We start from the raw sequence: 22,017 nt of genomic DNA on the forward strand, positions 1-22,017 counted from the left end.
CATTGGTGACGCATTTTCGTCGATAACTATTTGATCACACTCCAAAGTATGTTTATGCTACTTTGGAGTGTTTTTTTATGTTCTGTTTCTTATCTTCACTTCAACAGGCTTTAACTTAAAATGAAGAAGGTCTTATTTTTACAGTTTGTAAAGTATTTCATGTTCTATATCGATTTATGACTTCTACATCTAACTAATGGTATTCATTAACTCATACTGGGACAATCTCAATTCAAACAAGGTTAGTGGATCACGATAAATTTCAGGCTTTTCGTGCATTTTTTGTATGACATTTGTATGGCTTTCAATATCCACTTCGACCTTCTCAATCTCCAATTCCAATATATCCTGTGGATTTGAGAAAAACCTATTGACGTCCCATTCTATGGAGTTCTCAAACAAATCCAATTGTTGCATGAAAGGGGTTATAATACCCTCTACCGTTTGACTATAATCCTCATTTTCTACATTGTTTATATATTTACTATAGAGCATGTCGTTATTCTTGGAAATAGAACCAATTAATTTTCCCGCCCCTTTTAAAAACAACTGGGAAGCTGTATTACGACGCAAAACATTCGTCTTTTCAATCCGTAGCAAGCCGCGAGATATCCGTTCCAGATCTCTTTGCCAATCATCGAGTACTTTAAAGTCACCCTTAAGGACAACCTTTTCTTCATCAAAGGGCATATTAATCGTCTGACTTAATTCATTACATGCTACTTGATGTTCTTTGAAATCACTTTTACATCCTTTAATCCACTGCTGTATCGCATGTTTAACATCATTGCTTGCAAATTTCTTCATAAAGCTGGCAATGCGTTTATTCATTTCTTCATTTAGGTCTTCATGGATCGTGGAGAAATCACTGTCTTCTTGAATAATACTAGAACTATCTTGTAATTGCTTAGGTAGTTCAGTCAACACACGTTGCGTTAAGGAATTTTTCATCTTACGGAAAGTATCTGTCATGACATAAGCCGCTTCTTTCTCCATCGTTCCAATCTGTTGGTGCGTATGCTGCAAGTTAGTTAGTAATGTTTCATTCCAATGGATATCTTCCTGTATGCCTTTCTCCAATTCAATTCTTTGTTCTAATAGAAATGTTATCGAAGCTTTAATCACTCTCTGAATTTTTGACGGACTAGCTGTTTCCATATTGGAGTCCGTTAGCATAGAGCCTATACACTCCGTTAAATCTTCTAACAAATCCTCTTCCTTTGCCCAAGCTTGGATAGCATCAAAAAGCTGTACGCCATCTTTTCTACCATTTCGATTGGGTGCTGCGTTTTCATACAGGTATGTCGCTTTGCTAATCAGATTTGAATTGAGTACGGAAGGAATCGTTTCGTCCCATGCAAGTATAGCAGTAGAAGAAACCAACGCATCCGATTCCGAGGTTATCTCTAACCAGTTCGCTAAATGAATCTGTATCAAGTCAGAGATATCTTGGATTAAAAATTCTCCGCTAATTAAGTCGAAGTATGCTTCTTGATACAAGTTCGGAAGCTTCTCCCACACAAAAGGTAGTTCATTTTGCAAATCGAAAAGAAGCCGGTTAATAACGCTTAGCCACTCTAAATAATGCGCACTTGATCGATAGCTATTCCATAATACTTCTGTAAAGCTTTCAAAACGGTCACGATCCATATGCAGTAAATCAATCAGTAGGCCATTAAAATAATCTGGTCTATGATTAACGTTTAACCCTTTTTGAGCATATCCCGATAACACTTCAACCCAATAGATTGATTGTGTTCGTATCGCCTCGTCAACTGCTAGTTCAATGGCGTTATTCCAATCGTTAATATCCTCTAAATACGCCTGGGCTATCTCTGTTAAACGAGGATAATCAGGATTTAACGTAACAGCTTCCTTAATTGTACTAACAGCCTTTATTTGATTACCTTGTTGTACATACAGAGACAACAGCTGCAACAAGACTTCCGATTGTAGGGCGAGTGAGGACGTGTTGACTTGCCTATAAAGTCCTTCTGCATCTTCCAGTAGTCCTAATTCCATCTGAGCATCTGCTATATTCTTCTGTGCCCATGGAATAAGCTCCTCTTCTAGCGGCTGCTGCCATTTGAAAATAGCTGCCTCATAATCCTGATTCAAATAATACACTTCTCCCTGAGCGAAGCGTATTGATGATAAGTTAGGCTGGTGTTTTTGCATTTCTTCTATGTACATGTCACCCAATATTTTGACTGCGTTTCCTTGTTTGTTACTTTCATTTATCATCGTCTGATAATAAGATTTGCTAATTCGTTCATTCTCTGTTGTCACGATAATCCCTCACATCTTGTTTTTTATAATTCTATGAAGCTGATTACTCCATCATACATCTATTCGTATTCACTTCATTTTTGTGCCATTCGTGAAATAGTGTTGTTTACATATACCTCACAAAAATTCATTTATATATAAAATACGAATGAGGGCTTGGATTTATGGGGATTGTTGTGCTATTTTTTATATTAAACAACAATGGTATTTGAACCGAAAGAAGAATTTAGTATCCTGTTTAAGAAACACGAAGGCAAGGCTATCTAAAGTGCGTTAAATTTAAACTTATATCCCGTTATGACTCCCACAAAGGAACGGTTGTAAAAGTCGTTAAAAATCGTTTAAATACGCTAACCCCTTTATAAAACTAGCTACAGAAATAATGAACCAATAAAACATAATTGGCTGGTTTAAGTCCAACACACTACTGAACTCAAACCAGCCATATAGCAGCATAAGAAAAACTCTAACTTTCAAGGGTCACTGTCTAATTATATTATACTAAGAATCTTTTTATTATTTATATAACTCTATTACATTATTCCAAGCCTTTAGCTCCATTAATATAACTTGGTAATTGATATGGAATAATCATTACACTGGTTGGCTTTGTAGCTTTACCTATAAAACAATAAGATTGCCAGACAATTTTCGAACAACATGTTGGATTTTTAGAAGTTATTTTACCACCAAATCCGTAACTGTAATTTTTCCCTTTGTAATTATTAATTGCCCAATTCCCCGCTGAATTACCAGTACTAGCAGAAACTCTATAAACTTTAGTTCGTGTCCTACCATCTTCTTGTCCCTTTATAAGACCATATTTTTTGTCCATGTTAATGCAGATATTACTGATGGCAGCTTACTAGGACCCTGAATATGCAAAATTCGGCTACTATTTATTGCTATTCCCGCATGTCCAGTAAGACCATAAGATGATGTTCCATTCGCAACTAGGATATCTCCTTTTTGTAAAAAAACCTCTAGCTGTCAACATAGATTTAGAGAAATAACCTGTGCTGCCTGGAGTTAAAATTATATTCGGCATAGGAATTTCTTCATCTAATTTTTCAAATAATGATTCATCATTTATTGCTAACCATTCTTCATAAGATACCTCTTTGGGTAAGTCCCCTTCATTAATCATTTGATTATAATTTTCTTTTGATAAATCAACGCTTTAGTCATTCTCTTTTTTGGAAAAAACTGTGTTATAATGAATAAATAGTGAACCAAACAAAAGATAAAACTATAAACATTTTTTTAACAAGATTATCACCTCTTCGTATTTTTTGGTTTTTACATGGGAATTAATACAAATTAAATATAAGGAGAATAACAGAATATGTCAATAGAAAATGGAAAATATTTAAAATTTTGGTAATGGTCATTTTAGTTACTATTTTACTTGCAGCAGGAATGATTTATATGCACTACTTTAATAAAAAAAAAGAGATAACTGATGTAATAGATACTTATATTACAGAAAACAACTATGAAGATAAGATAAAAGAAAAAGAAATTTCTTTTGATTGGAAACTAGGAACATATTATGCAAATATTATTTTCAAAGATGAAACAGAAAATTATTATGAATTTTATGTCAAAGATGATTCAAAAAAAGTTTATGTTATAGGGTACAGATATAATGGAAATGAAGAAATAACAAATGAAGAAGAAGCAAAATATATAGATAATTAAAAGATAAAATCAAAGAGCCCAATATTAGAAGCTCTTTGATTTTTTTTTTCGCTCTATTACTTATGTTGAGTATAAAAAAAATGAAGCAAAAAAAATAGCAAACTCCTACATCCTTTACACTTGGATTGACAAAAAACAAACCAAAGGATTAGAAGATGCGTGTATATGTAGCAATTATCTAATCCTAATTCCATACCAATCATCATCCAGCTTTATTAGATCATATTGAAGGTCATATTCAATATCCCGCTAATGTTTGCATCTACCTTTATCTTGCCTATGTAGGTCATCCTTATTTTTTAAAAAATTCTGGAACCCTTTTAATGGTAATGAAGTGACCTTCAGAAAGAAGTAATTGTTTAGGGTTTGTAATTTCATGAAGTAATATTTTAGATTTTTCCTTTACTTTGAATGTTGATTTGTTGGAGTTTAACAAATTCGCTATTTGAACAGTACAAACTTTATATAAAGCTGTCTGTTCTTTAATGTAATGAAGAAGCTTTTGCAATTCTTCTTCTCGTTCAACACCGTTAAAAACCTCAATTTGAATAGGGTAATCAAATCCTTTTATATGTTCTTCACTTTTTTCTAAGATTAAAGCTTTATCAAGTGAAATCGAGTTATTAAAAGTCAAATGGAATCCATCGTCAAAATAATATCCTTTTTATAATGGAATATCTGAAGCTAAATAATAATAAGTCAAATTATCACCATTCCAACTTTTTATCTTAATCTATAGTTCAACAAAACGCTTTAATATACCTCTATCTAAGTAATATTGTTTGTTAAGGAACTTGCTTAAAGTAAGCTGTACTATTTATAAGGCATAAGATAAAAATATATGAGTGAAATTATTAACTATTGAAAAAAATAAACTCCTACTCAATAGAGAGGTAGCATCTATAGAAAACCCTCACAAACGAATTTTTTACATTTACGAGGGTATTCAACATTATCTTATATAGCATTCAATATAGCTTCTGTAGTCACTTTCGCGTCCCCAAAACACATACTTGTATTTTCTTTAAAGAACAGTGGATTTTGGACACCAGCATAACCGACTCCCATAGAACGTTTCATTACGACAACATTTCTCGCTTTCCACACTTCAAGAACGGGCATACCAGCAATTGGGCCAGTTGGGTCATCTTGTGCTGCTGGATTTACCGTATCATTGGCACCGATAACGAGCACTGTGTCTGTTTCAGGGAAGTCATCATTGATCTCATCCATTTCCAACACAATGTCATATGGCACATTTGCTTCCGCCAAAAGTACGTTCATATGGCCAGGCAAACGACCCGCAACTGGATGAATTGCAAAACGAACAGTTACTCCTTGATCACGTAGTTTTTTTGTCATTTCTGCAATTGGATATTGTGCTTGAGCAACAGCCATTCCGTAGCCTGGTGTGATGACAACAGAGCTTGATTGCTTTAACATTTCTGCTACATCCTCTGCACTAATCTCACGGTGTTCACCCTGTTCTCCGGCAGATGTGGCACTCGTCGCTTGGTCTCCAAATCCACCTGCAATAACAGCAACGATCGATCGATTCATCCCTTTACACATGACATAAGATAAAATCCAACCAGACGAGCCTACTAAAGCACCCGTAATAATTAATAGGTCATTCGATAGCAAGAATCCCGCCGCTGCTGCCGCCCATCCAGATAGAGAGTTTAACACCGAGATAACAACTGGCATATCTGCTCCACCAATGGACATCACCATTTGCCAGCCTAAATACAGAGCTAACACGGTCATGATGATCAGATAAATAAGTGCGTTTAGCGACGTTCCCTCGACAAGAAATAAATAGAAAAGAACGACAGACCCAATTAGGAGTATGACATTCACGGCTCCCTTAAATGGATAAGAAAGGAGCTTTGATCCAATCATGCCATGCAATTTACCAAAAGCAACGATAGAACCCGTAAAGGTAATTGCGCCAATAAGCACACCAATATATACTTCGATTAATTCAATATTTAAATGCACATCACGGACTGACACATGTGTATATATTTTTATAAAACTATTATAACCGACTAATACGGCAGCCAAGCCTACAAAACTATTTAAAGCTGCAATCAGCTGTGGCATTTCCGTCATTTGTACCTTTGTTGCTGAAAAGACACCGATCAACGCACCCAGCAGCACCGCTACTATAACGTAAATCCACGCTTCCATATTAAGATCTATACTCAAAACAGTCGCCACTATCGCAATAACCATTCCGATCATGCCATAGATGTTCCCGTTTTTAGCTGTTTCTTGTTTCGATAGACCTGCTAAGCTGAGGATAAATAGGACACCCGCGATAATATATGCTACAGTTACTAATCCTTGAGATAATCCCATCCCTTACACCTCCCGATCCGTTCTAAACATCTTCAGCATACGGTGTGTAACCATAAAACCACCAAAAATATTAATAGATGCAATTAAAATACCAATAAACGCTAAAATTCTCACAGCCAGAATATCACTAGTAATCTGCAATAATGCTCCAACTATGATAATACCTGAGATCGCATTCGAAACAGACATCAACGGCGTGTGTAATGCTGCTGTCACTTTCCAAATCACGTAATAACCGACGACAATCGCAAGAAAAAAGACGGTGAAATGAGATAAAAATTCTGGCGGTGATACTTGCCCAATCCAACCGAATAAAAGTATCGCAGCTATGCCAAAACCATATTTCCAACCAGCACGGCTTTTAGGTTCTTCTTTTACACTTGGTTCTGTCACGGGTTGATTTTCTTCTTTCTTTACAGGCGCAGCAGAAACACTTATTTCAGGTGGCGGAAAGGTTATTTCCCCATCATGAGCAACCGCCATATTGCGTAGAATCACATCATCAAAATCAATCGTGATATTTCCGTCTTTTTCTTTACATAACAATTTTGTTAAATTGACTAAGTTAGTTGCAAACATATCGGAAGCTTGCCCTGGCATGCGACCCGGAAGATCGGTGTATCCAATAATTTTCACACCAGATTCTGTTACAACTAATTCATCAGGAACGGTGTATTCACAGTTACCACCTGTAAGAGCGGCCATGTCCACAATTACTGATCCAGGCTTCATACGATTGACCATTTCTTTCGTAATAAGCTTCGGTGCTGGCTTCCCTTGGATCAATGCAGTTGTGATAATAATATCTACTTCTTTCGCCTGCTCTGCTATTAAATCCATTTCCGCTTTGATAAAAGCTTCAGACATTTCTTTTGCATACCCAGAGTCGGTAGCTCCATCTTCATCGATGTCCACCCTTAAAAACTCTCCACCCATGGATTCAATTTGTTCCGCCACTTCTGAACGCGCATCAAACGCTCGAACAATTGCGCCAAGCGAACGACCTGTACCAATTGCAGCTAGTCCAGCTACGCCAGCCCCAATAACAAATACTTTCGCAGGTGGCACTTTACCCGCTGCAGTTATTTGGCCATTCAAAAAACGCCCAAACGTATGTGACGCCTCCATCACCGCGCGATATCCGCCAATGTTAGCCATCGAAGACAAGACATCAACAGACTGTGCACGCGAAATCCGTGGCACCATATCCATTGCTAATACGTTGATTTTCTTCTCATTGAGGCGATGAATTAATTCGTCGTTTTGACGCGGTAAAATCATACTAACTAACGTCGCACCTTCTTTCATCTTTACGATTTCTTCCTCGTTTGGCGGGTTTATTTTGTAAATGATGTCCGATTGCCAAACGTCAGTAGCACTTGCAGTAATGGCTCCCGCCTTTTCGTATTGCTCATCGGTAAAACTAGCTCGCTCCCCGGCTCCAGCTTCAACCAAAACATCAAAACCAAATTTACTTAGCTGTTCGACGGTTTTAGGAATCACAGCAACCCGGGTTTCACCGGCATGACTTTCCTTTGGTATACCTATATTCATTCCAATACTCCTTTCAAACGTTGTTGATTTGTGTCGTATTTCACATAAGTATGTATAGTAGGACGTGTGATGGCTTTTTGTGAGGTTATGGACACGTTTTTGCTTTACCATATTAGATCGGCATAAAAAATCTATAAATTCAGTATATTCAAATTTGTTGTGTATGTATATAGCTATTTTATGTTGGCGGTATAAAATATACCAAGAGTTTTATAAAAGATAGCCATGCGTAAGCTTGTAAATAGACTTCAGGCACCACAAATGGACAATTATCTTTTTGTACTTCCTAAAGTCTTAGTTCTTTTGTTTTTAATGAAATTGTTACGTATACTTTTAAAAACAAGGGTAACTATTGTATATTTTTATAACGTTACTTTTTTAGATTTTTCTTCTCAATAAATTGATCAAAATCATCATCCGACATGTGATTTATTCGATGTTGATTAAATTTTTATATTCCTGAGTGGCTATCTTATCTGCAACTACTATTGAAATTTTTCCGGTGTTTTCCATAATGGCACGAGCATTAAATTGAAGAAAAGCATTAAGTTTATTAATCTAATCATTCATATGCATTGGCTGTTGTCTTTCTTCTTGATCTTCAGCATAATCTAAGTACATGATAACAATACGATTAAGCGCTTTTAATTCTTTTTGGAATAAGTAATTTTCAGCAACCGTAACATCCGATTTACGAACTCTGTCACCTTCTCATAAAGCTAGTCCTATGTTTTCTTTCTCCGCTTTTGCTCTATCTACTATAAGTTCAGCAGCTGTTTGACCGTGAATGGCAAAGTGTAATTTATTCTGTACAGTTGCGAAAAATTCTTGTGTGATTTCTGCTTTAGGATTGTAGTCAACAGATGTAGCATAAATAGCTGTAATTTTTTGATAAAACCTTTTTTCTGAAGCACGAATCTCGCGTATTCGTTCCAGTAATTCATCGAAATAGTCTTGTCCAAAGTTACGTATTTCCTTCAAACGATCATCATCCATAGTAAAACCTTTAACAAGATATTCATTTAAGCGCTCTGTTGCCCATTGACGAAATTGTGTACCTCGATGCGAATGAATGCGGTATCCGATAGCGATAATCATTTGGAGATTGTAAATTGCTACTTAGAGTTCAACTTCTCTTTTGCCTTCAAATTGAACTATTCTGTTTTTCCGAATAGTTGCCGATTCTCGCAGTTCTCCTTCTACATATATATTCTTAATATGATCATTAATAGTATTTACTCCTTTTTGGTACAATTCAGCTATTGCCTTTTGCGTCATCCAAACCGTCTCATTTTCCAATCTAACATTTTAGTATTTCCGTCCTCTGTTTGATAGATTAGGATACCCGCTTCAATTTACTCCCTTTTAGTCAAATTTCATTACCGTCTTCAACGTCTGATATATACTATTATACCATTTAAAATTGAATAATTTAGCAAAAAAGAACATCCATTCCTTTTTCTACAATTTTATATTACTGCATAAAAACATACCCCCTCAAACTTTTGAAGCCTTCTAAGAGGGGGATTCATTTTATCATTTAATTTGTTCTACAATCTATCACTTTAATCAAACTCAATAATCATTCATTACATAGTTTCTGTCGTCATTAGCTTAATTAACTGTTTATAGTAAGTATGGTTTTCTTGAAGCTCCTCATGTTTTCCAGAACCCGTAATCCGCCCATCCTCAAACACTAGAATTTGATCGGCATGGGTAATTGTAGATAACCGATGTGCAATAATAACCGTTGTACGTCCTTTCATTCCTTGCTCAATTGCCTTTTGCACTTCTCTCTCTGAGTCATTATCAAGGTTAGAGGTGGCTTCATCTAATAATAATATCGCTGGATTTCGAAATAATGCACGTGCTATCGCAATGCGCTGTCTTTGTCCACCTGATAACTTCATTCCACTCTCGCCTACCTCTGTATCTATCCCTTGCTCTAATTGTTGGACAAAACCCCATGCATAAGCACTTTTTAATGCCCGTATTATATCTGATTCTACAATTTCACTTTCACCATAAGCTACATTGTCTCGGATTGTTCCATTCATGAGAGGTGCTTCCTGTGATACATAGCCAAATAAGCTACGCCACTGCTTTAAATCGATACTTTCAATAGGCTGTTTTCCAAATCGAATCGTACCATTTGTTACATCATAAAATCGTTCGATTAATGAAAAGATTGTCGTCTTTCCTCCTCCACTGGAGCTAACCAGCGCAGTTGTTTTTCCTGCTGGAATGGTAAAGGAAATATCTTTTAAAAGAGGTGTGTCATTATATTGAAATGCCACATTTTCAAAAACAATCGATTCACCAAGTGATACAATGGCAGTTTTTCCTTTCCCTTCAATTGGTTCGTTCAAAATATCTTGTAATCGTTCTGTTGCGCCCATTGCTTTTTGAAGTGCAGTGAAAAATGTTGCCATTTGCGTAAATGGAACAATGATTTGTACGAGGTAAATCATAATCGCCACCAATTCACCTGCCGAGATTGCACCTGTCGCTACTTTTGCACCGCCATATCCAAATAATAAAATGAGTACAACCATCATGATGAACGTCATAATTGGTGATAGCACAGCTAAAATTTTTGCTTCCTTCAAACCCAATTGATACAGATGATGAATTTTTTCTTCTCCATTATTCTGCTCAAAATATTCTGTTTGCGAAGTTTTCACTAATCGAATATTCGTTAACACACGGCCCAACTGACCAGTAAAACTAGCAAGCTCATCTTGATTTGCTATGGCAATCTTATGTATACGTTGTCCAAGAGGTAGGATCAATAAAATCGCTATCGGAACTACAATTAGCATAAGCAGCGTCATTTTCCAATCAATGATAATTAATATAATTACTGCCCCAACAATAGCAAACATGCCTGAAATGAAACTGATCAAATGATCTGTAATAAGCTCCTTCACTACATTGGAATCTTGGGTGATTCTACTCATTGTTTCTCCAGATTCATGTGCATCAAAGTATGGAATACGTAATTGTAAAACATGTCCCCATACCTTACCTCGCAGGTTAGCTACAATTCTTTCCCCAAGCTTACGCATCATATAAAACGTTAATCCACTCAGTAAAGCTTGGGAAATTAGAAATGCACCTACTAATAAAATTGACTGCACTGAAAAACCAATCGATGAGAAATTATTAATCATTCTCATCGTCACTAAAGGCACAGCCAACCCTATAAGTGTTTCAAAAATACTTAGTAAAAGTGTTCCTATCGTAAGTTTTTTCGACAATTGATTACTATTAACAAGTCGCCATATTCCTCTTACCGAATTATTCATCACCTGTACCTCCCAGCCCAAACCTTTCAGCCTGGGAAATTAACCACTCTTCCTCTTCCTTTGTAAAAGGCGAGGGAAACAACCATTCATCCATTTTAAGATCCTCATATTCTTTTAATACATCAACCAGCTCCACTACAATATCGTGTGGAATTAGTGAAAAAAACTGCTCGATTAATGACTTCAAATACGCATCTTTTACCGGTTGAATGTAAGCTTTCTTCAGCTGATTTGCTAACAATATGTATTGTTGATTTGATTCAATAACGTTCATTTCAAAAAAATCATATATGCGCTGGACTAGCTCTTCAGGTAAGATGCTTTTTAAATAATCCCTTTGCTCATCCTCTTTTAGCAAATTAAAAATTACCGATAAATAAAGCGATGTATCGATTACTTCACTGCGTTTTCCTATTTCAATCGCCTGAGCTAGACTGGCAATTACACGTTCAATCTGGTTGCGCTTCTTCTCTAGTTGGAGTTTTTGAAACATAAATGATTCTATTAACTGCTGTTCCCCATTACATACTATCTCTTCAATATCCTCAAGTGAGTAATCTAGATATTTCAATGTCACTATTTTTTGAATGGCTTCAATGCTATCATCATTGTAATAACGATGGCCTGCATCTGAAATAAAACATGGTTCTAGCAATCCCTTGTCACTATATAATCGTAACGCTCGTACGCTTAGCCCTGTCTTTTTTGAAAATTGTCCAATTGCATACATATTTTCACCCTCCTTTTCTTTAGTATAATATCTAACGTTACGTCAGATGCAACTACTTTTATACATTTTACAAATTAAAGCCACCTTTATGAACTGGTAGTTTGCTCTGTGACTGTAAGTCTTTGGTACGGTCCTTGGTCTTAAAGGTTCACTGAATGGTTTTCTCTCTTTAGGCTAACATAATAAAACGGGACAATAAAAAACACCTTCAACATGATCCTGAATGAAAAAGCGAAGAAGAAAAGAAAATGCATAAATAGATCATTTCTAGATGGAGATTGAAAGGTTAGAAAAGGATTTAGAAGTGAAAAAGGAGTAGAGAAAAAGGGCGTTTTGCGGCTGGTGGATAAATTTCGAGGGAAGTATACGGTAACGGCTATTCTATCTACTTTAGGAGTGGGAAAATCAACTTATTATCGCTGGACGAATGAGCCTATAAAACTAATGTCAGAAGCTGCAATAGCTATCATTATAACGAGGAACATATTCAAAAAAACCAGGCTGCCAACCCCATTTGAATTTAGAGGAATGGCAGCCTAAGAAGGTGTTTTATTATTAACTCAAGTCGTTATGCCAGTCTAGTAGCTGTGACTTTTCTCGTCTACTCACTATCAGCTAATGTTTCACCATCTGATGCAATAACACCTTGATACCAGTAAAAGCTTTTCTTGTTAATTCGTTCTAATGTTTTTATATCTGTGTCGTCTCGATCTATATATACAAGACCATAACGCTTACGGAAACCGCTGGAGGTACTTAGAAGATCCATAAATGACCAAACCGCATATCCCCATACATCTACACCATCTTTCATTGCCAAATGCAATTGGTTCAGATGATCACGCAAGAATTGAATGCGCTCCTCGTCATGTATTTCGTTGTTTTCCGTTAATTCATCAACCGTACCAAGTCCATTTTCCGTAATGATGATCGGGATTTCATAACGATCATATATATCGTTTAGCAAATAACGAAAGCCTTCAGCGTCGATTTCCCAATCCCATCGCGTTTTATCCGTGTATGGATTCGCCGCTCCTTCGTATAAACCTGGAATATTTTCAAACTGCGTATCATCATCTTCTCCATCATAATTTAATTTTAATTCCTTCTCCTCGATATGGGATGGAATGTACTTGACTACACGAGATTGGTAATAATTGATGCCTAAAAAATCAGGCTTTGCTGATTTTATACATTCCATGTCACCAGATTCAATCGTCGGTTCTACTCCTCGATGAATCATATAATTCCATACCGATTGCTTGTACGAACCTTTCATATATAAATCCATAAATAAATACGTTCTTAAATCATCTGCATGTTTTGCCGCTAAAATATCCGCAGGTTTAGGAGATGCAGGATAATTCGGAATAATACCTAAAGCTGGGCCAATTTTTGCGTTTGGATTTGCTTTTCGTAACCGATGAATCGCTTTGGAATGAGCTAATGTCATAATATGGTTCATTTCAAATTTCTGCTTTTCTAACGGGAGATTCTCATTAAACTCCATTAAATATGGCAATTGAAACATGTTACTCTGCTCATTAATCGTAATCCAATATTTTACGTCTTGACCAAAGTTGTCAAATAACACCTGGCAGTACTCCTCGAAATCTGGAATAACCTTTCTAGATGACCACCCTCCATATTCTTCTTGCAAGCATTGTGGCAGGTCAAAATGATAGATGGTAACGATAGGTTCTATCTCGTATTCTTTTAATTTCGTAATTAAATTGCTATAAAAGTCAATTCCTTCTTGATTGACCTCTCCTCTACCTTTTGGGAGGACACGTGGCCAGGAGATAGAAAATCGATAAGCTTTCAATCCTAATTCTTTCATCAGCTCCACATCTTTTTCCCAAAACTCATAATGCCCTGATGCAACACTAGGATCTGCATATTTATGATTCATATTTTTCTCTACAACAGAGAGCGTTTTTCCATGTATAAGGTGTGCGCCCTCACATTGATATGCTGATGTTCCTGCTGACCAAAGGAAGTCCTTTGGGAACGATGGCTTCCCTGAATAAAACATGCTATAACCTCCAATAATTATTTGTTCTCAAGCTCCGAAATCCGTTGATCCAGCGAGCGAAAAACAGTTAACAAATTTTTTGCTGTTTGATGTTCACTAATTACAGTCATGAGATGATCTTGTGCATGAGTAAATAATAAGGAAAATGGAATAACTTCTCCTCTGGCCTCACCTTGAATCGTTTCTGTTTGTGCCGTATGTGCCTCTGAAATATATTCTTTTGCTTGCGCCAAATGTTCTTCTACAGCGGCAAAATCAAATGCTCCCATCCCAACCATTGCAGATTGTATTTGTTCACGTGCATTGCCTGCCGCTAAAATGATTTTCATCGCTGTTTCAAGCATTCGATTTGTTTCGTTTTCCATTAATAACGCCTCCTACAATTACTGATTAGCCTCTTCTTGAACTTTTTGGTTATCGTACACTTTAAAAAATGGATACCAAATGATAAAAGATACTACTAAGAGGAGGGCTAACAAAATTAATCCTCTAAAATCGGTGTTAACTAAAAATGTGGAGATGCCAATCGGCAAATACCATAGTTGTAAAACTTCAGATGGAATGGTAACCATGCCTAAGTTCATGACAAAATACGTAATAGCTGGCATAGCAATCCCATTTAACCACATTGGCACCATCAAAATCGGATTAAATGCAATCGGTGAACCAAAAATCACTGGCTCGTTAATATTGAAAATGGACGGTGCAATCGTCACCCTACCCATCGCTTTTAAATGGTTTGATTTTGCTAAGAATAGCATTAAAATGACTAATGGAAGGGTCGTCCCCATACCGCCAATCCAAATCCACCCCATCAAAGTTTCAAATACGTGAATATTTTCTGGTTGCAATCCTTGACTGACCTGCACGGCATTTTCTTCAACTCCTGACACCCAAATCGGAAAAATAATCGGGTACAGTGCCCACGGGCTAATGCCAAATGTATATAAAAACACACAAATAAAAGTAATAATAACAAAACCAGCAAAGCTATGACCAATTAAGTTTAAAGGCTCAAAAAGACTTATAATGCCACTATATAAATCAAAATTCCATTGAAACGTAAATAACCAACCAGCTAATAGAATCAATGTAATTGGAATAATTGTGTCAAACCATACAATAATGAAATCTGGCAAGGAACTAGAACTTTTAAAAAATGAAAACTTACTAAATTGATAGAACACAACACCAACTAACAACCCTACAAACAAAGATACAAACATCCCGTTTGCTCCTAATCGTTCAAAAGCAAAGGAAATTGCACCTTCATCGGTAAACTCTGGTGACAGTAACATAAGAAACATTGCTGCCCCTGTTAGCCCTGCAACCAGCCTGCGATCATTTTTCTTTAATTTATCCATAATATAATATGGTGTTAAAAATGCAATGAACAAACTCATAAGCCCGAATGAAAAATCACTGATTGGCTGCAAATTAGGCATTCCGGAAATATACTCATTTAAAATAGAGATAAGCGTAATAAGTGATCCTACCAAAATAAGTGGTAGAACACCCATAATTGATTCCTGAATAGCTGATACCCAAGGATTACGCGTGATTTTATTCATTTTAGGTGCAAATGACTCATTCATCCACTGAATAAACTTTTTCATTATCTTTCACCCTCTGTTCGTATTTTTTATTAACTCAATTGCTCTAAAATCATGTCCAATCCTTTTTCCCCATCTAGCAAACCATAGGTAGATTGGTCAATTAAGGTACAAGGAATATTACTACCTTCTAATTGCTTTTCAATATCCTCCCGTACATAACTAAGATGTGGAGCAATGAGTACAACGTCAATTTGATCCATATATTCTCTTAACTCGGACTCTCCTCTAGCAATTACCTCTATTTCCATGCTTCGCTTCTTAGCTGCTTTTCGAATATTTTGCGCCAAGAATCCACTGGATGCCCCACCACTACAAATTAAAAGTGCTGTTTGTTTCATTTTAGATCCTCCTCGTTTTGTTGTTATACGCTTATTATTACGTGTTCTCTTTCTTTTTACCAATCAAGCATTTGCCTAAGGGTAGGCAACATCACGATTATTAAAAAACGAATAAATGAGCTAAAATAGAATAGAAAGAAATAGGAGGGGTTCGGATTGAGTAAATCAAAGAGGGAAGTACTTGTTCATTATTTACAGCAGCAACAAGATTGGGTGAACACAACAACACTTACCGAGTTATTAGGTGTCTCCCCAAGAACGTTGAGAAATTATATTTCACAAGTGAATAAGGCTTCACCCAAAAAAATCATTGAATCCTCTCACCTCGGTTATCGTTGGACTGGCGTGAAAAAAGAGTCTGAAAAGATGAAGAAAACGTATCATTCATTTATGAAAACGCCATCACAACGGATGTATTACCTGTTACAACAGCTTGTACTGCAATCAGAGGGACTGGATGTATTCGATTTAAGTGATGAGCTGGATGTTAGTGTCCCTACAATAGAAAAAGACCTTCAACACAGTAGGTCTATATTAAAAAATTTTGACTTGCAACTTTTGCGTCATAAAGATCAATTGACGTTAACGGGATTGGAGCGTAATAAGCGAAAGTTAATGAGTGCAATTTATTTTAAAGAATATAATACAACCTTCTACAATATCGTCGATTTAGAGGAAAGCTTTGGTTATGATTTGCATACGTTTAGAGACAAACTGTTACGCATTTTAAATCACCATGGGTTAGATATTAACGAATACACGATAGGTAATATCCTTTATCATATCGTCATTTCAATTGAACGTATGAAAGATGAACAATTCATCGAGAAATACAGCTATGAATTAGATAACTCTATTCTAGCCAATAGCGCAACAGATGAGGTCAAACAGTTGATTGAAAGCTATTTTCAGGTGTCCTTACGCACTTCAGAAATGAACTATTTACAATCTTTATTAGCAAGTAAAACAACAATACATCTGCAAGACAACACATCTTCTCACACAAATAGTTTTATTGACGAAAAATATATCGCTTTGGTGGAAAAACTAATCGCTAGAGTAAATGAAAGCTATCTCGTTGATTTAAATGATGCGGAGTTTATAACTAAATTTGCCTTGCATATAAAAAATATGACAGTAAGATCAGCTAGTGGATTTTTATCAAAAAATCCTTTGACTCAAACGATAAAAACATCTTCACCACTAATTTACGACCTTGCCGTTTTTATATCTAACATCATTATGGAAGAAGAAAACTTGCAATTTGCAGAGGATGAAATTACGTATATCGCCTTACATGTTGGGAGTTGTTTAGAATTAAAGCAGCATACGAGTACCAAAATAAAAGCGATTCTAGTTTCTCCAGAATACTATGATGTACATCTAGAAATAAAACAGAAATTACTAACACATGTTGGAAATCAGTTAGTCATTGAGCAGGTTATTACACAAATAGATCATAAATTAGAAACATTAGCGGAAGATATGGAAGCGGATATAATGATTACAACGCTTCCCCTATCCCTTTCTATTGAAAATCCTATTGTTACGATTAGCCCTTTTGTTTCTGAAAAAGATGTGAAAAAAATCAATCAAGAAGTAGATCGGGTTAAACAAATGAAAGCAAACACGAAAATAAAACAGCAGCTATTTGCACTATTTGATGAACGACTATTTATTCGTGGTAAATCATTTGCCAATGAAACAGAAGTAATCACCTATTTAGGGGGGAAATTCCTACAATATGAAATTGTGCCAAACAGCTTTATTAAAGATGTGATGAAGCGTGAAAGCATGTCATCAACGGCATTTAATAATATAGTCGCTGTCCCACATGCCATGAACATGAATGCTTTTCAAACAGCTATCGCTATCTTAATTCCCGAACAACCAATTTCATGGGGTGCAAATGATAATATTCGAATTGTTTCTATGATCGCTATGAGTCAAAAAGAAAGAAAGGTTTACCGCGAAATATATGATGCATATATTAAAGTGTTAACAGATCCAAAAAATGTTTCCATCTTATCAAAGGCGCCAAACTTTCAAACGTTTATTGATCAATTATCTAATTTATTAATGAAAAACCAAGATTGATATACAATGATATCATCAAACATACTCATGTCATCCGTTTTCTGTAAGATTTTTATCCTGGATATAAGATCTCACTTCAAGATTGGGAAAATCGATCTGGACAAGTCTAAGTGAGAGATGCACCTAAATCCTCTTTCATAAGAAGACTTTAGATTTACCTTTGGGCTACTAACGATCCGTCGACAATGGGAGATAATCCGTGCTGCTGGAATATCCATTTTACTTAGAAAGCTATTGTTTTCTTCTTATCCTATAGAAACTCACTAGCTGTGCATTAAATTTTTAAGTAAAAGACCCAAAAGTTAGAGTTTTGATTATGCAGCTGATTGGCTGGATAATCAAAACTCTAACTTTTACGGGTAACCACCTATGCTTTTATTTGCTCTTCTGTTAAACCTGAACCCGCAGCTCCATAAGTAATAGCATCCAAGCCTAATAAAACTGCCACATAAATAGCTTCTGCTCCACCTAAAGAATGACCAGTAGTCGATATATTATATCCTGAGTACTTTAATTGAACTTCTTTAGCGTAATTTAATGCTGATTGAAATGCTCCTTCAGAATGTTTTTCATTTTTAGCTATTTCACGAAAATTTGTTTTCCAATCTTTCCAAGTCTTAGTTCCAGCATAAGCAATAGTTAGATCTTTTTTTATAATCGATTCAGGATAGCCAGAAATTTATTTTAATTTATCATTTCCTATATTTTTATGCTTTGAGTCCAAGAGATAAACATTAAAACTAAGATCTTTGTATGTTAATTTAGATGCCATTATACTTCTCCCCCTTTACCATTAGAATAGGTAACCTTTACGTTTTTCGTAGTTTTACCTTTAGATTGAACACTATTTTTATCAACAACTTTAAAACTCATTATATTTTTATCGCCTTTAGAATAGGAGTAACGAAACTCTGCTTTTTTACCATTCATGTTAATCAAATTAATAGTCATGAAATATCCTCCAACCAACTCTTCATAAGTAGTGTTCTTAAATTCCACAGCCTTTATATTTTCAAAAGTATTTTTTAACGCTTCCACAGACATCCTTTCCGCTTCAATCTTTTCCTCTTCCTTATGTTCTGCTTTTTTATCCATATACACTTTCCCTCCCACTCCAATTATTAAAATAATCAATAAAACACCAATAATCGTACTGCTCTTTTTCTTCATATCACTAGTCCTTTCTTTATTTTATCTAGGATAAATCGCATTAAAATTTCTGTTGTTTCACTATCTTTTATGTTCTATTTATTAAGCTACTTTACTTACGTGAAAAATGTTCAGAATATTTAGTTTATTTTTTGTTAAAATGCTTTAGGTTTATGCCGGATATGCAATCACAATTTCTGACGTATCTACTTGACCATTATTCACTGGAGCAACAGCCATTGCTTGCATACCGTTATCAGTGTTGTTTTCAACCCGTATAACTTCATATCTCTTCCCTTCAATCTTAATCTTTTTCCCGTCTTTAATCGAAGGTTCATAGTTTTTATACTTTTTATCCACCCTATATACCGTTCCACTAACTTTATTGTATCCTACTATTGTTAATGACACTAAACTTCACCCTTTTTTTGGTTTGAATAAATTACGTGTACCTTATTTGTTGTCACCCCATCTATTTGGACCTCTTCATTCTCTATCACACTACTTTCAATTTTTTCTTTTCCTTGCACGTAAATATACATAAAATGAACAAATTCATTTTTATGGTTAGTCATTTTTACTATGAATGTGTATGAGCCAGTTATTTCATTATATTCACTTTCATTAAATTCAATAGATTTTATATCTTGAAACTCCTTTTTTAAAGCCTTCACAGACATCCTTTCCGCTTCAATCTTTTCCGCTTCCTTATGTTCTGCTTTTTTATCCATAAACACTTTCCCTCCCACTCCAATTATTAAAATAATCAATAAAATACCAATAATGATGCTGCTCTTTTCCTTCATATCACTAGTCCTTTCTTTATTTTATGTAGGATAAATCGCATTCAAATTTCTGTTGTTTCAGTATCTTTTATGTTCTATTTATTAAGCTACTTTACTTATGTGAAAATGTTCAGAATATTTAGTTTGTTTTTCGTTAAAATGCTTTAGGTTTATGCCGGCATACGCAACCACAATTTCTGACGTATCTACTTAACCATTATTCACTGGAACAACAGCCATTGCTTGCGCCCCCTCAGCAGATTTGTCTTCAGTTTTGGGGAATTAATATTTTTTACCTTCAACGCTCCTTACCTCTCCAATTTCTGAATAGTTGTGATTTTATATTTTTGATCTAAACGGTATATATAATCGAAAGGAGATGAAAATAAGTCGTATCCGATTTGAGAATAAGTATATCACTGTTTAAGAACTTCATCAGAATGAGGGGAAAGCAATTGTTTACTTTATGAAAGTGGCTGGATTACGCTGTTAAGAAGAAGCAATATAATTGCTCTACACCTCAACATGCTGCAGACAATATATTAAATTGTGCATTTACAGTCGATAACCAAATGAAAAATGGGTAATGGACGTTACAGAATTTAAGTATGCTCAGTCATAAAAGACTTATTTAAGTGCGATTCATAATCTTTAGGACGATCCATTATCAGTTATGTTCTAGGACACTCCAATAATAGTGAGCTTGTTTTCAAGCCATGGTACTATCGAATGAAGAACATCCTTTTATCCATAGCGACCGTGAATTCCATATACCTCCAAAGGGTCAAACGCAAGATAGAAGTAGCTGAAATGACACAAAGCATGTCACGAATTGGTCGGTGTATTGATAATGGAACAATGGAATCTTTTTTGGGCACACTGAAATGCGAGAAGTATTATTTACATAAATATAAGCCATTTAAAAAATGTACTACCGCGATAGAGGAGTAAAATCATATTTATAATCATGAAAGATAGAAAAAAACGATTAAGCGGCCTCAGCCCTTTGGAATATAGAGCTAAAGCCGCTTAAATCAATTTAATTATTTCCACTGTCTACTTGACAGGGTCAGACCAAATCATATGTCTAGACTATTTGACGTTTACCAAAAGAGATCTAGAAAATAATAACTTCCTAGATCTTCATTTTTATTTTTTTACTATCAACAATAGTGATTAACAAAAAACGCTATCTAAAACCTAATCCAATCATATTAGTTCTAGTTATTATAGAACAGCTTCAACCATCTGGTTCATACTAGATATTTTGATTACTTACTCCTTTATTAATCTCCAAACTGCATCGTTTTGTAGCTTAGAATAGATTCTTATAACTTACTAGCTGCATCAGCATCAATAATTAAAGTTAAATTTGGATGTAGCATTAATATACTAGCAGGTATCTCCTCATCTACAGGGCCATCTAACAGTCGTTTAATAATATCCGATTTTTCTTTTCCAGTTGCTATCATTATTAAATTTTGGATAGCCATTATGCTTTTAGGACCCATTGTTAAATAATAATCTGGAAGATGCGACTCTATATAATCAAACTCCGGCAAAATGTGTTTTTTTGATTTCTCTTTAATTGTAACTTTAGAAGTCATATCGCCAAATTTAGTTGTTCCAGGTAAATTTCCGCAATAATGCCCATCAGATCCAACACCTAAAAGAACGACATCTAATCCTCCATCTTTTTTTATAATCTCATCATACTTTGAATAATTATATTGATCTAATACATGAATATTCTCTCTACTTATATTAGCAGGAGTCAAATACAATTCTCGCAATTTAGAAATTGTTACGCCTTCTCTATCCTCTTGTCTATAAGGAACTTCATCAAAATTATAATAGTGAACATTTGAAAAATATAATTTATTTTTAACTTGTGGAATTAACGTATTATATGTTCCTACCGGAGAGCTTCCAGCAGTGATCGCCATATTTACACGCCTGTCTTGGTACATATACCCTAATAAATGTTGTGCTGCTATATTACTCATTTCTTTTTCATCTTTAGCTATAATTAATCGCATAACGATCCTCCT

The 22,017-nt window shown here is 35.3% G+C and carries 21 protein-coding genes and 1 pseudogene; 3 read left to right on the forward strand and 19 right to left on the reverse strand.

The genetic code is table 11. The annotated features are described in order from the left end of the window. Positions 1 to 189 precede the first annotated feature (189 nt). The 3 genes from ACH6CY_RS06675 to ACH6CY_RS06685 all read right to left on the reverse strand — a co-directional run bounded on the left by ACH6CY_RS06675 (position 190) and on the right by ACH6CY_RS06685 (position 3,436). Positions 190 to 2,289: a tetratricopeptide repeat protein gene (locus ACH6CY_RS06675; RefSeq protein ID WP_374066535.1), complete on the reverse strand. Its 2,100-nt coding sequence runs from the start codon at positions 2,287 to 2,289 to the stop codon at positions 190 to 192. Positions 2,290 to 2,827: 538 nt separating this feature from the next. Beyond that, positions 2,828 to 3,124 carry a hypothetical protein gene (locus ACH6CY_RS06680; protein WP_374066537.1) on the reverse strand — a complete coding sequence of 99 codons (297 nt, stop codon included), beginning with the start codon at positions 3,122 to 3,124 and terminating at the stop codon, positions 2,828 to 2,830. A gap of 60 nt (positions 3,125 to 3,184) precedes the next feature. Next, positions 3,185 to 3,436: a hypothetical protein gene (locus ACH6CY_RS06685; protein WP_374066538.1), complete on the reverse strand. Its 252-nt coding sequence runs from the start codon at positions 3,434 to 3,436 to the stop codon at positions 3,185 to 3,187. Positions 3,437 to 3,663: 227 nt separating this feature from the next. Here ACH6CY_RS06685 and ACH6CY_RS06690 point away from each other — a divergent pair, with 227 nt between their 5' ends. Further along, a complete protein-coding gene (locus tag ACH6CY_RS06690; protein ID WP_374066641.1) occupies positions 3,664 to 3,990 on the forward strand; it encodes a DUF3139 domain-containing protein in 327 nt (108 codons plus the stop codon). Positions 3,991 to 4,282: 292 nt separating this feature from the next. Here ACH6CY_RS06690 and ACH6CY_RS06695 read toward each other — a convergent pair whose 3' ends face one another. From ACH6CY_RS06695 to ACH6CY_RS06725, 7 genes and pseudogenes are all read right to left on the reverse strand, one after another. Continuing rightward, positions 4,283 to 4,624 carry a hypothetical protein gene (locus ACH6CY_RS06695; RefSeq protein WP_374066540.1) on the reverse strand — a complete coding sequence of 114 codons (342 nt, stop codon included), beginning with the start codon at positions 4,622 to 4,624 and terminating at the stop codon, positions 4,283 to 4,285. Between the two features lie 323 nt (positions 4,625 to 4,947). Next, complete coding sequence (pntB, locus tag ACH6CY_RS06700; protein WP_374066541.1) at positions 4,948 to 6,354, reverse strand: Re/Si-specific NAD(P)(+) transhydrogenase subunit beta; 1,407 nt, start codon at positions 6,352 to 6,354, stop codon at positions 4,948 to 4,950. A gap of 3 nt (positions 6,355 to 6,357) precedes the next feature. Then, on the reverse strand, positions 6,358 to 7,908 hold the full coding sequence (locus tag ACH6CY_RS06705; RefSeq protein WP_374066542.1) for a Re/Si-specific NAD(P)(+) transhydrogenase subunit alpha: 1,551 nt from the start codon (positions 7,906 to 7,908) through the stop codon (positions 6,358 to 6,360). A gap of 558 nt (positions 7,909 to 8,466) precedes the next feature. Then, positions 8,467 to 9,006, reverse strand: a pseudogene (gene rhuM / locus ACH6CY_RS06710) (RhuM family protein). 21 nt (positions 9,007 to 9,027) lie between these two features. Beyond that, a complete protein-coding gene (locus tag ACH6CY_RS06715) occupies positions 9,028 to 9,186 on the reverse strand; it encodes a virulence RhuM family protein (RefSeq protein ID WP_374066544.1) in 159 nt (52 codons plus the stop codon). A 311-nt stretch (positions 9,187 to 9,497) separates the two neighbouring features. Further along, complete coding sequence (locus ACH6CY_RS06720) at positions 9,498 to 11,216, reverse strand: ABC transporter ATP-binding protein (RefSeq protein WP_374066545.1); 1,719 nt, start codon at positions 11,214 to 11,216, stop codon at positions 9,498 to 9,500. After that, complete coding sequence (locus ACH6CY_RS06725; protein ID WP_374066546.1) at positions 11,209 to 11,946, reverse strand: MerR family transcriptional regulator; 738 nt, start codon at positions 11,944 to 11,946, stop codon at positions 11,209 to 11,211. The genes ACH6CY_RS06720 and ACH6CY_RS06725 overlap by 8 nt, the downstream gene beginning before the upstream one ends. Before the next feature lie 342 nt (positions 11,947 to 12,288). On the opposite strand from ACH6CY_RS06725, the gene ACH6CY_RS06730 reads away from it, so the two are divergent. Further along, on the forward strand, positions 12,289 to 12,486 hold the full coding sequence (locus ACH6CY_RS06730; protein ID WP_374066547.1) for a hypothetical protein: 198 nt from the start codon (positions 12,289 to 12,291) through the stop codon (positions 12,484 to 12,486). 61 nt (positions 12,487 to 12,547) lie between these two features. Here ACH6CY_RS06730 and ACH6CY_RS06735 read toward each other — a convergent pair whose 3' ends face one another. The 4 genes from ACH6CY_RS06735 to ACH6CY_RS06750 are packed head-to-tail and all read right to left on the reverse strand — an operon-like array spanning position 12,548 to position 15,935. Further along, the gene (locus ACH6CY_RS06735) at positions 12,548 to 13,981 is read right to left on the reverse strand and encodes a glycoside hydrolase family 1 protein (protein ID WP_374066548.1); all 1,434 of its coding nucleotides are present in this window, start codon (positions 13,979 to 13,981) and stop codon (positions 12,548 to 12,550) included. A gap of 17 nt (positions 13,982 to 13,998) precedes the next feature. Next, on the reverse strand, positions 13,999 to 14,346 hold the full coding sequence (locus tag ACH6CY_RS06740) for a PTS lactose/cellobiose transporter subunit IIA (protein WP_374066549.1): 348 nt from the start codon (positions 14,344 to 14,346) through the stop codon (positions 13,999 to 14,001). 18 nt (positions 14,347 to 14,364) lie between these two features. Next, a complete protein-coding gene (locus tag ACH6CY_RS06745) occupies positions 14,365 to 15,597 on the reverse strand; it encodes a PTS sugar transporter subunit IIC (protein ID WP_374066550.1) in 1,233 nt (410 codons plus the stop codon). A 29-nt stretch (positions 15,598 to 15,626) separates the two neighbouring features. Further along, positions 15,627 to 15,935, reverse strand: a complete 309-nt coding sequence (locus ACH6CY_RS06750; RefSeq protein ID WP_374066552.1) for a PTS sugar transporter subunit IIB — start codon at positions 15,933 to 15,935, stop codon at positions 15,627 to 15,629. Between the two features lie 156 nt (positions 15,936 to 16,091). On the opposite strand from ACH6CY_RS06750, the gene ACH6CY_RS06755 reads away from it, so the two are divergent. Further along, positions 16,092 to 18,032 (forward strand): BglG family transcription antiterminator, encoded by a 1,941-nt coding sequence (locus ACH6CY_RS06755; protein ID WP_374066553.1) that lies wholly within the window; start codon positions 16,092 to 16,094, stop codon positions 18,030 to 18,032. A 367-nt stretch (positions 18,033 to 18,399) separates the two neighbouring features. Here the strand turns inward: ACH6CY_RS06755 and ACH6CY_RS06760 are convergent, their stop codons facing one another. The 5 genes from ACH6CY_RS06760 to ACH6CY_RS06780 all read right to left on the reverse strand — a co-directional run bounded on the left by ACH6CY_RS06760 (position 18,400) and on the right by ACH6CY_RS06780 (position 22,005). Then, positions 18,400 to 18,711, reverse strand: coding sequence for a Tle-like phospholipase domain-containing protein (locus tag ACH6CY_RS06760; protein ID WP_374066643.1), 312 nt, complete (start codon positions 18,709 to 18,711; stop codon positions 18,400 to 18,402). 92 nt (positions 18,712 to 18,803) lie between these two features. Then, positions 18,804 to 19,127: a hypothetical protein gene (locus tag ACH6CY_RS06765; RefSeq protein ID WP_374066555.1), complete on the reverse strand. Its 324-nt coding sequence runs from the start codon at positions 19,125 to 19,127 to the stop codon at positions 18,804 to 18,806. 225 nt (positions 19,128 to 19,352) lie between these two features. Then, positions 19,353 to 19,592 (reverse strand): hypothetical protein, encoded by a 240-nt coding sequence (locus tag ACH6CY_RS06770; protein ID WP_374066557.1) that lies wholly within the window; start codon positions 19,590 to 19,592, stop codon positions 19,353 to 19,355. Further along, positions 19,592 to 19,912: a hypothetical protein gene (locus ACH6CY_RS06775; protein WP_374066558.1), complete on the reverse strand. Its 321-nt coding sequence runs from the start codon at positions 19,910 to 19,912 to the stop codon at positions 19,592 to 19,594. Before ACH6CY_RS06775 ends, ACH6CY_RS06770 begins: the two co-directional genes overlap by 1 nt. A 1,382-nt stretch (positions 19,913 to 21,294) precedes the next feature. Further along, entirely contained in the window at positions 21,295 to 22,005 is a 711-nt protein-coding gene (locus ACH6CY_RS06780; protein ID WP_374066560.1) for a glucosamine-6-phosphate deaminase, read from the reverse strand. Positions 22,006 to 22,017: the final 12 nt, after the last annotated feature.

The organism is Paraliobacillus sp. JSM ZJ581, assembly GCF_044383835.1.
Classification (GTDB): Bacteria; Bacillota; Bacilli; order Bacillales; family Amphibacillaceae; genus Paraliobacillus.